This window comes from Streptomyces sudanensis (assembly GCF_023614315.1).
In the GTDB taxonomy this organism is placed as follows: domain Bacteria; phylum Actinomycetota; class Actinomycetes; order Streptomycetales; family Streptomycetaceae; genus Streptomyces; species Streptomyces sudanensis.
In genome coordinates this window covers 2562985-2571725 of record NZ_CP095474.1, presented here as the reverse complement: position 1 = coordinate 2571725, position 8741 = coordinate 2562985, and the positions used below count along the sequence as shown (strand labels likewise).

8 protein-coding genes are annotated in these 8741 nt (G+C 76.3%); 1 reads left to right on the top strand and 7 read right to left on the bottom strand.

The window, feature by feature from the left end:
• Window positions 1–113: 113 nt before the first annotated feature.
• The 5 genes from MW084_RS11890 to MW084_RS11870 all read right to left on the bottom strand — a co-directional run bounded on the left by MW084_RS11890 (window position 114) and on the right by MW084_RS11870 (window position 4787).
• Entirely contained in the window at window positions 114–719 is a 606-nt protein-coding gene (locus MW084_RS11890) for a methyltransferase family protein (RefSeq protein WP_255115097.1), read from the bottom strand.
• Window positions 720–817: 98 nt separating this feature from the next.
• Window positions 818–1189 (bottom strand): ArsR/SmtB family transcription factor (locus MW084_RS11885; protein WP_275563582.1); only part of this gene is annotated, 372 nt, incomplete at its 3' end.
• A 471-nt stretch (window positions 1190–1660) separates the two neighbouring features.
• Window positions 1661–2161: a copper chaperone PCu(A)C gene (locus tag MW084_RS11880; RefSeq protein WP_010473738.1), complete on the bottom strand. Its 501-nt coding sequence runs from the start codon at window positions 2159–2161 to the stop codon at window positions 1661–1663.
• The gene (locus MW084_RS11875) at window positions 2158–4494 is read right to left on the bottom strand and encodes a heavy metal translocating P-type ATPase (RefSeq protein WP_010473737.1); all 2337 of its coding nucleotides are present in this window, start codon (window positions 4492–4494) and stop codon (window positions 2158–2160) included. The genes MW084_RS11880 and MW084_RS11875 overlap by 4 nt, the downstream gene beginning before the upstream one ends.
• On the bottom strand, window positions 4491–4787 hold the full coding sequence (locus MW084_RS11870) for a hypothetical protein (protein ID WP_010473736.1): 297 nt from the start codon (window positions 4785–4787) through the stop codon (window positions 4491–4493). Before MW084_RS11870 ends, MW084_RS11875 begins: the two co-directional genes overlap by 4 nt.
• Window positions 4788–5790: 1003 nt before the next feature.
• On the opposite strand from MW084_RS11870, the gene MW084_RS11865 reads away from it, so the two are divergent.
• Window positions 5791–6912, top strand: coding sequence for an ADP-ribosylglycohydrolase family protein (locus MW084_RS11865; RefSeq protein ID WP_010473735.1), 1122 nt, complete (start codon window positions 5791–5793; stop codon window positions 6910–6912).
• A 363-nt stretch (window positions 6913–7275) separates the two neighbouring features.
• Here the strand turns inward: MW084_RS11865 and MW084_RS11860 are convergent, their stop codons facing one another.
• Both MW084_RS11860 and MW084_RS11855 read right to left on the bottom strand, forming a co-directional pair.
• Window positions 7276–7476: a DUF397 domain-containing protein gene (locus MW084_RS11860; RefSeq protein ID WP_010473734.1), complete on the bottom strand. Its 201-nt coding sequence runs from the start codon at window positions 7474–7476 to the stop codon at window positions 7276–7278.
• Window positions 7477–7670: 194 nt separating this feature from the next.
• Window positions 7671–8564, bottom strand: a complete 894-nt coding sequence (locus MW084_RS11855) for a helix-turn-helix domain-containing protein (RefSeq protein WP_078572001.1) — start codon at window positions 8562–8564, stop codon at window positions 7671–7673.
• Window positions 8565–8741: the final 177 nt, after the last annotated feature.

Genomic DNA, 8741 nt, shown 5'->3' with positions numbered 1-8741 from the left:
CCAAGCAGAAGAGGGACAAAGTGTCGGGTGCAGCGCCGGTGCGCCCGGACGGCGGCCGGGCCCGGGTCCTCGGCCCCGCCGCCCCGCCCGGTCCGCGCCGCGCGCGGGGCCGTTCAGGAGGCGAGCCGGCCGACGCGGGGGAGGAAGCGTCCGGTGCGGGCGGCGTAGGCCGCGTACGCGGGGCCGTGCACGGCTCGGAGGTAGGGCTCCTCGACGACGCGGACCTGGAGTTGGAGGGCGGCGACCAGGCAGACCAGGGCGAGGAGGGAGACCCCGTTGGGAACCATCAGGACCAGGCCGGCCGCGGTGGCGGCCATGGTGGTGAAGACGGGGTTGCGGACGTGCGCGAACAGACCGCCGGTGACCAGCGCGGTGCGCTCGCCCTCGTCCACGCCCACCCGCCAGGAGGCCCCCATGTTCGTCTGCGCGGCCAGGGTGGCAGCCATCCCGGCCAGCGCGACCGCCAGTCCGGTCCACCGCGCGGCGGGGACGGCGGCGGTGGGTAGTCCGGCGAGCGCGGCCGCGGGGGCGGCGGCACCGCCGAGCAGGGCGATCACGAACAGCACCCCGGCCCACCAGGAGGCGTCACCGGGACGGCCGGAGATGCCGCGGAACCCCGCGTCGCCGGTGCGGCGGCGCTGCAGGGCGGCGCGCACGCCGAAGGCGGTTCCCGCCCACCCCAGATGGAGGGCGAGCGCCGTCCAGGCCCAGCCGTTCACCGCTCCACCCCCGGTGCGGGCGTGCGGCGGGCACGCTGAGGACCGCGGTCGCCGCGCGCGTCCGCCCCGGCCCCGGCGGGCGGGACCGGGGCGGACGNGACCGGGGCGGTGGGGGGCGCGCAGCAGCCCTCGCCCTGCCGGGCGGCGCGGCCTTCCCCGTCCACGCAGGCGCGGTCGGTCTCGACGGCGACCACGGCGGTGCGCAGGTCGTCCAGCGCGTGGCCGAGGCGGGGGTCGGCCAGCTCGTAGCGGGTGCGGCGGCCGTCGGGGACGGTGACGACCAGGCCGCAGTCGCGCAGGCACGCCAGGTGGTTCGACAGCCGGGTGCGCGAGACGCCGAGCGCGTCGGCGAGGTCGGCGGGGTAGGCCGGGGCGTCGCGCAGGGCGAGCAGGATGCGGCAGCGGATCGGGTCGGCGAGCGCCCGGCCGAACCGGGCCAGCACCTCGATGCCGGAGGCGAGGGTCAGCACGCCGCGACAGTACAAGAGATCCTGAATTCAGGAAAGCCTGTACTGCTTTCACGGGGGCGCGGCCACCGCCGCGTTCCCCGGCCGGCCCCGGCCGGCCCCGGCCGCTCGCCGACGGCCCCGACCGCTTCCTCGCAGGCCCCGGCCGCTTTCCCGCGGGTCCCGGCCGCTTCCCCGCGGGTCCCGGCCCCGAGGGCGGCCTTTCCGCCGACCCCCGCGCCGCCCTCGGGGGAGGGGCGGGCGCGAGGGCCGGGAGGCGGGTACGCACCCCGTACGGGTTGAGGAGCAGCCCCTACGGGGTCGGCGGAAGGGGGCACTCCACCGGCGCGGAGGGGCGCTGCCGGGGACAACCCCCTACGGGGTGAGCCCCCTACGGGGTGAGCCCCCTACGGGGTGAGCCCCCTACGGGGTGAGCCCCCTACGGGGTGAGCCCCCTACGGGGTGAGCCCCCTACGGGGTGAGCCCCCTACGGGGTCAGCGGGAGGCCCACTGCGCGTGGCGCACCACCAGGGCTTCCACGGTGACGGGCCTACTCCACTCGAAGTGCAGGGTGAACGGGACCCGTTGCCCCAGCCGCACCGGCTCCCGCAACTCGACCATCACGTCCGTGCCGTACGGCGTCATCTCCAGCACCCCCCGCGCCGGCACCCGCACCGAGCGGAGCATCCGCATCCGGGCCGCCGACGCCCCCGCGTCCGCGTCCTGCGACAGCATCGCCCCGGTGATCGCGGGGGACGTCACGGACGTCAGCCGGTCGTCGGAGCCGCCGGAGTTGACCACCGTGAAGACGACCGCCGTCGACTCCCTCCCGGCGAAGGGCTGGAGGAGCCGCGCCCGGGTGACCTCCGGCCTCGCCGGGCTGCCCGCCGCGCCCGCCGCCGTCCAGGCGGTGAGCCCGCCCAGTGCGAGCGCGCTCGCCAGGACGGCGGACAGCGCCGGCGCGACCGCCCCGACCCGTTCCCGCAGGGACTTCATACGCGTACTCCCGGAGTGCGGCGGCGTCCGGCCCCCGCCGGGCGCCGGGGCTGCCAGCCGCGCAACCGCAGGCTGTTGGCGACGACGACGACGGAACTGGCCGACATGGCGGCCGACGCCACCATCGGGTTGAGCCAGCCGGTCGCCGCCAGCGGCAGGGTGACGGCGTTGTACCCGAAGGCCCACGCCAGGTTCGTCCGGATCGTGCCGAGCGTACGGCGGGCCAGCAGCACGGAGTCCGCGACGGCCTCGACGTCCTCCCTGACCAGCGTCACGTCCGCCGCCCCGATCGCCGCGTCCGCACCACCGCCCATGGCGATGCCCAGGTCCGCGCCGGCCAGGGCGACCGTGTCGTTGACGCCGTCGCCGACGACGGCGACCCGGTGGCCCTCCGCCCTCAGCCCGGCCACCAGCGACGCCTTGCCCTCGGGCGTGCAGCGCGCGTGGACGTCCGCCTCCGGGATGCCCAGCTCCGCCGCGACGGCGCGGGCGGTGGCCTCCCGGTCGCCGGTCGCCAGGACGGGCCGCAGACCCAGCCTGCGCAGCCGCTCCACCGCCCGGTACGCGCCCGGCCGCAGCGTGTCGCCCAGCGCGATCACGGCCCGCGCCGCGCCGTCCACCCTGACCACGACGGGCGTGTGCGCGGCCTCCTCGGCGGCGGTGAGCGCCTCGGCCAGCACCCCGGGCAGCGCCTCGTCGCCAGGCGCGCGGACCTCGACGTGCCGCCCGTCGACCCGGCCGGCGACACCGACCCCGGTCGTCGAGACGAAGCCGGCGACCGGTGGCAGCGCGTCCTCGCCGAGCGTGCGGCGCGCGTACGCCACGACGGCCCGGCCCAGCGGATGGCCGGAGCCCTGCTCGACGGCGCCGGCGAGCCGCAGCACCTCGCGCCGCTCGTCGTCGCGGTGCGCACCGCTCAGCGGGGTGACGCCGGTGACCTTCAGCCGGCCCGCCGTGAGCGTGCCGGTCTTGTCGAGGACGACCGCGTCGACGTTGCGCAGGGCCTCCAGGGCGCGCGGCCCGTCGACGAGGATGCCCAGCTGGGCGCCGCGCCCGGTGGCGGCCAGCAGCGCCGTCGGCGTGGCGAGGCCCAGCGCGCACGGGCAGGCGACGACCAGTACGGCGACGGCGACCGTCACGGCGACCTGCGGGTCGGCCCCGGCGCCCAGCCAGAAGCCCAGCACGGTCACCGCCAGCGCCAGCACGGCCGGCACGAACACCCCGGCGACCCGGTCCGCGACCCGCTGCGCCCTGGCCTTGCCGGCGAGCGCGTCGGTCACCAGCCGGGTGATGCGGGCCAGTTGGGTGTCCCCGCCGACCGCCGTCGCCCGGACCAGCAGCAACCCGCCCGCGTTGACGGCGCCGCCGACGACCGGGGAGCCGGGGCCCACCTCGACGGGATCGCTCTCGCCGGTCACCAGCGACAGGTCGAGCGCCGAACCGCCCTCGACGACCACGCCGTCCGTGGCGACCCTCTCCCCGGGCCGCACGACGAAGACCTCGCCGACGCGCAACTGCTCCACCGGGATGCGCCGTTCACCTCCCGACGTCCCGGAGCGCACCGCCACGTCCTTCGCCGCGAGTCCGGCCAGCGACCGCAGCGCGGCGCCCGCGCCGCGCTTGGCACGCGCTTCCAGGTACCGCCCGGTCAGCACGAACATCGGCACGGCGACGGCCGCCTCCAGGTAGACGTGCGCGACGTCCGCCGACGGGGACGGCAGCAGGCTGAACGGCATCGTCATGCCCGGCACGCCGGCCCCGCCGAGGAACAGCGCGTACGTCGACCAGGCGAACGCGGCGACCGTGCCGAGGGACACCAGCGTGTCCATCGTGGACGCCGCGTACCGCAGGCCCCGCACCGCCTTGACGTGACACGGCCAGGTGCTCCAGAAGACGACGGGCGCGGCCAGCGCGAAGCACAGCCACTGCCAGTGGTCGAACTGCAGGGCGGGGACCATCGAGAGGACCAGGACGGGCACCGAGAGCGCGACGGTGATCCACAGCCGCCGCCGCTGCTCCGCCTCCCCGGCGGCCTCCCGGTCACGGTGCTCCCGCCGCTCGTCCTCCGGTTCCTCCTCGACCCCGGGCGGAGCCGGCGGTTCGGCGGTGAAACCGCACCGCTCGACGGCGGCGACCAGGTCGGAGACCGGGTACGCCGGCGGGTGCGTGACCCGGGCGGTGCCGGTGGCGAGGTTGACGACCGCGGCCACGCCCTCCAGCTTGGCGAGGCCCTTCTCGACCCGCTTGACGCAGGCCCCGCACGTCATGCCGCCGATGACGAGGTCGGTGGTGGCCGTGGCGGTGGTGGTGGCCACGCGGCCCGGCGCGGTCATCGGCCCGCCCCGTCCGCGCCCATGCCGTCCATGTCCATGCCGTCCATGCCGTCCATGCCGTCCATGCCGCCTGTGTCCGGTTCTCCCGTGCCCGCCCCGCCGCCGGTCGTCCCGACGGGGCCGCTGCCGGGGTGGAGGCCGGGGGCGACGGGCCCGGCGAGCGTCCCGACGGCGTACGACGCCGCGAACAGGACCACGAGCAGGGCCAGGAATCCGAGCAGGCCCGGCAGGGGCCCGCGCGTCGGGGCGGCCGGAGGGCCGGGCACGGCCCGCTCGGGCCGGGTGTCCTTCATGGTGTTCCGCTCCTGGGGCGAGCGCCCGCCAGCCACGACTCCCGGTACGGGGGGTGGCCCGGGCGCGTGGCTGACGGGCCGACAGGGAACGGGCCGAACAGGAGTGGTGCTTTCCCTCGGCCCGGCCCCTCATGCTGGCACGGCGATGCGCGGAATCAACCCGGCTCACCGGCGGGACCACACGTGAGCATTCTCCCGTTCCGCACCGGGAACCCGTACGTGCCGCGAGCCGACTACCCGGAGAAACCCCCGCGCGCCCCCGGCCCCGCCGCGGCTCTTCCGCCACCGCGGCCGGACGGCCGGAGCACCCGCCGTCACCCGCGGCCACCCGGCGCGAGCCCCACCGCACGCCGGACGGGAGGAACCGGTCGGGCCGGACGGCGCGTGGGCGGGCGACGGGTCCGGGAGAGAGCCGGACCGGATTCCGCGGCGGTCCGGGAGGGGCGGGCGGCGGACGGCGCGTGAGCGGGCGGGTGGCGCATGGGGCGGGCTGGGCACGCGGGATCCGGTCACCGTCGCAGCCGCCCCCGCAGCCATCCTCCCGACCACCCCCGCGACCGTCCTCGCGGCGCCACCTCCCCGGGGACCCGCGCCCGTCCGTCCGTACCGGTGGCCGGCGAGGAACAGCCGCCGGCCCGCCGCCGGTCCGCCGCCGGCCACGGCGAACGCCGGAACGGACGCGGCACCGCACCGCGTCACGCCGCGCCGCGCCGCATGCGAGGCTGCCGCGCCGCATGCGAGGCTGCCGCACCGCATGCGAAGCTGCCGCCCCGTCGGCGTCCCCGTCACGTCCGGGCTGCCGTCCAGGTCGCCGTCCGGGCTGCTATCCGGGCTGCCGTCCGGGTCGCGGGAGGGTCCCGGACGAGTCGTCGGCGCGGTTTTCCACGGAGTTCCCGGCGGGTTCGCCCGTTCGTGGGGGCTCTGCCGGCACCCCGCCCTGCGCCAGGAAGTTGTTCGATTACAGTGCTGAGCCGGAGCCATGTCGTGGGGGAGGGGCCTCTCGGTGAGTACCACAGCGGCAGCCGTCTGGGGCCGGGCCGAACAGCAGGACTACCGCGCCCGCGTACGGGGCTGCCTGCTCGGCGGGGCCCTCGGCGACGCCCTCGGCGCCGGGGTGGCCCGCCTGTCCGTCGAAGCCATCCGCGACGCCCACGGCGCCGACGGGCTCACCGAGCCGGTACCGGCCTACGGGCGGCGCGGCGCGGTCACGTACGCGACGCAGCTCAGCCTGTTCACCGTGGACGGGCTGATCCGCGCCCAGGTGCGCCGCGACACCGGCGCCTGGCACCCGCCGACCGACCTGCACCGCGCCTACCTGCGCTGGGCGGCGACCCAGCGGGACTGGGGGCCCGACGAGCGGCGCAAGGACAACGGCTGGCTCGCCGCCCAGGAGTGGCTGTACGCCCGCCGCGATCCCGCCCGCCCCTGCCTGACGGGCCTCGCCGACGAAACCCTGGGCACGCCCGCCGAACCGAAGAACCCGGGCGCGCGGGACGCCGGCGCGGCCGTCCGGTCGGCGCCGTTCGGGCTGCTGGTCGGATGGGAGCCGCACCTGGTGTGCCAACTCGCCGTCGAATGCGCCGCACAGACGCACGGCCACCCCGTCGCGTACCTGGCGGCCGGCGCCTACGCGGTGGTGGTGCACGGCGTGGCACGCGGCCGGGACATCGAGTCGGCGGTGCGGGACGCGGTGGCCGAACTGGCGTCCCGGCCGGACCACGAACCGGTCACCGGCGCCCTGGAGCGGGCCGCGGACGCCGTGCGCCGGGGGACGCCCTCCGCTGACCGGATCGCGTCGCTGGGCGACACGGACGGGGAGTCCGCGGAGGACGCCCTGGCGATCGCCGTGTACTGCGCGCTGGTCGGCGAGGACGTGCGGCACGGGCTGCGGCTGGCGGTGAACCACGACGGCCCGTCCGAGGTGACGGGCGCGCTGACCGGGGCCCTGCTGGGAGCCCTGCACGGGGAGACCGCGCTCCCGGCGGCCTGGCTGGTCGAACTGGAGGGACGGGCCACGCTGCTGGAGCTGGCCGACGACTTCGCGATGGAGATGACGCAGGGCCCGGCGCTGCACGGCCCGTCGAAGGCCGCGCCGGGCTGGCTGGCCCGCTATCCGCGGGGCTGAACGCCGCGGTCCGGAGCGGGGAGGCGGGACCGGCGGCGTCGCCCACGGGCCACCCTGCCGGGTACTCGCCGGTATGTCGACCGTCCGGACGGAACCGCCTGGATGGAACCGCCTGGATGGAACCGCCTGGATGGAACCGCCCGGACGGGAGCGCCCGGACGGGAGCGCCCGGACGGGAGCGCCCGGACGGAACCGCCTGGACGGGAGCGGAAAGGACCGCGGGGAGGGTCGGCGGGAGGCCGTGAGAAGGACTGGCGGGGGCCGGTGACCTCCGGCGGGTCCGGTCACGACCGAGCCCCCTCGGCCGGGACGGCGGACCAGTCGAGAGGGCTCACGCGGGGGCGGGGAGGGGCCGCTTCGGGCTCAGAGGGAGCCGGTGCCCACCTCGCGGACGAACGCGTTCCACGCGTCCGGCACGAACGTGATCGACGGGCCCGCGGGGGCCTTCGAGTCGCGCACCGCGACCGACGCGACGACGGGGGACTTGACCTCGACGCACGCGCCGTTCCCGCCGGAGTACGAGGACTTCGTCCAGGTGTCCGTGGCGCCCTGAATAATGGCCATGATCTAGCTCCGGTTCTGGCTGGTGGTGGCTGGTTCGACAGCCACGCCGGCCCCTCAGGCCGGCGCGATCGACGCTACCGGCCGGACCTCGGCCCACGGCAGCGCCGTTCACTCGACAGGATGGCAGTACCGGAACGACCTTCCGCCGAAAGCCGGCCGCGGTGTACCGTGCCGCGCCCCCGCCGGTACGCCCGTCAGTCCCGGTGGAGTCCCGGCAGGGCGGGCGGTTCGCTCTCCGCGTGGTCCTTCGCGATCCGCGCCATGAACCGCCGGCTCTGCTCCACCCCCAGCGCCTGTGCGCGCAGATGCTCGTACATCACGGTGTACCGCTGCACGTCGTTCGGCTTCTCCAGGTACAGGTCGCTGGTCACCCCCTCGATGTAGACGACGGACGAGTCGGTCGCCTCGGGGAACTCCAGGATCGCGTAGTGCCCGCTGATCCCCGTGTGCGCGCCCATCTCGAACGGCAGCACCTGCACGGTGACGTGCGGCAGGTGCGACTGCTCGATCAGCGCCTCCAACTGCGTCACCATCAGCTCGCGGCTGCCGACGACCCGGCGCAGTGCCCCCTCGTCGATCACCGCCCAGAGCCGCAGCGGCTTCTCCGCGTCGTTGAGCCGGTCCTGGCGGCGCGTGCGGACGTTCACCCGCTTGTCGATCTCCGCGGCGGGCGTCTCCGGGAGCGCCCCGGTGATGACCGCCTGCGCGTACGGCCGGGTCTGCAGCAGCCCGGGCACGACCTGCGGCTCGTACACGCGCAGTGACGCGGCGTCCGTCTCCAGGCCGATGTACACGCTGTACGGGATGTCGCCGAAGGCGTGCCACCAGCCCTGCTGCCGCGAGTCCTTCGCCATCTGCATGAGCGAGTCGACGATCCGCCGGTCCTCGACCTGGTAGACGCCGCACAGGTCGCGCACGTCGCGCTGGCTGATCGAACGGCGTCCGTTCTCGAGGCGGCTGATCTTCGACTGCGAGACCAGCAGGCGCTCCGCCACCTCCTCCGCCGTCATGCCCCTCTGCTCACGCAGCCGGCGGAGTTCCATGCCCAGTCTGCGTCGCCTGACGGTGGGGTTGACATTGGACGCCACGGAAACTGCACCTCCGGCTGCCGGACTGTCGCCGGCGTCGCGCTGCGTGTCTGCTGCTCAGCAGACTGCCACCAAAGGGCGTGCCGCGCTGGAGAATTGCCACACGGACGAGCGGTCGCGAACGCCCGGGACGGCCGGTGGCCGCCCCGGGCGCCCGGTGCTCCGTCCCGCCCGCCC

Excerpts from the sequence above, each read along its gene's own strand:
- MW084_RS11880 (WP_010473738.1), bottom strand. The coding sequence starts at position 2,161 with ATGAAGTCCCTGCGGGAACGGGTCGGGGCGGTCGCGCCGGCGCTGTCC.
- MW084_RS11875 (WP_010473737.1), bottom strand. The coding sequence starts at position 4,494 with ATGACCGCGCCGGGCCGCGTGGCCACCACCACCGCCACGGCCACCACC.
- MW084_RS11870 (WP_010473736.1), bottom strand. The coding sequence starts at position 4,787 with ATGAAGGACACCCGGCCCGAGCGGGCCGTGCCCGGCCCTCCGGCCGCC.
- MW084_RS11860 (WP_010473734.1), bottom strand. The coding sequence starts at position 7,476 with ATGGCCATTATTCAGGGCGCCACGGACACCTGGACGAAGTCCTCGTAC.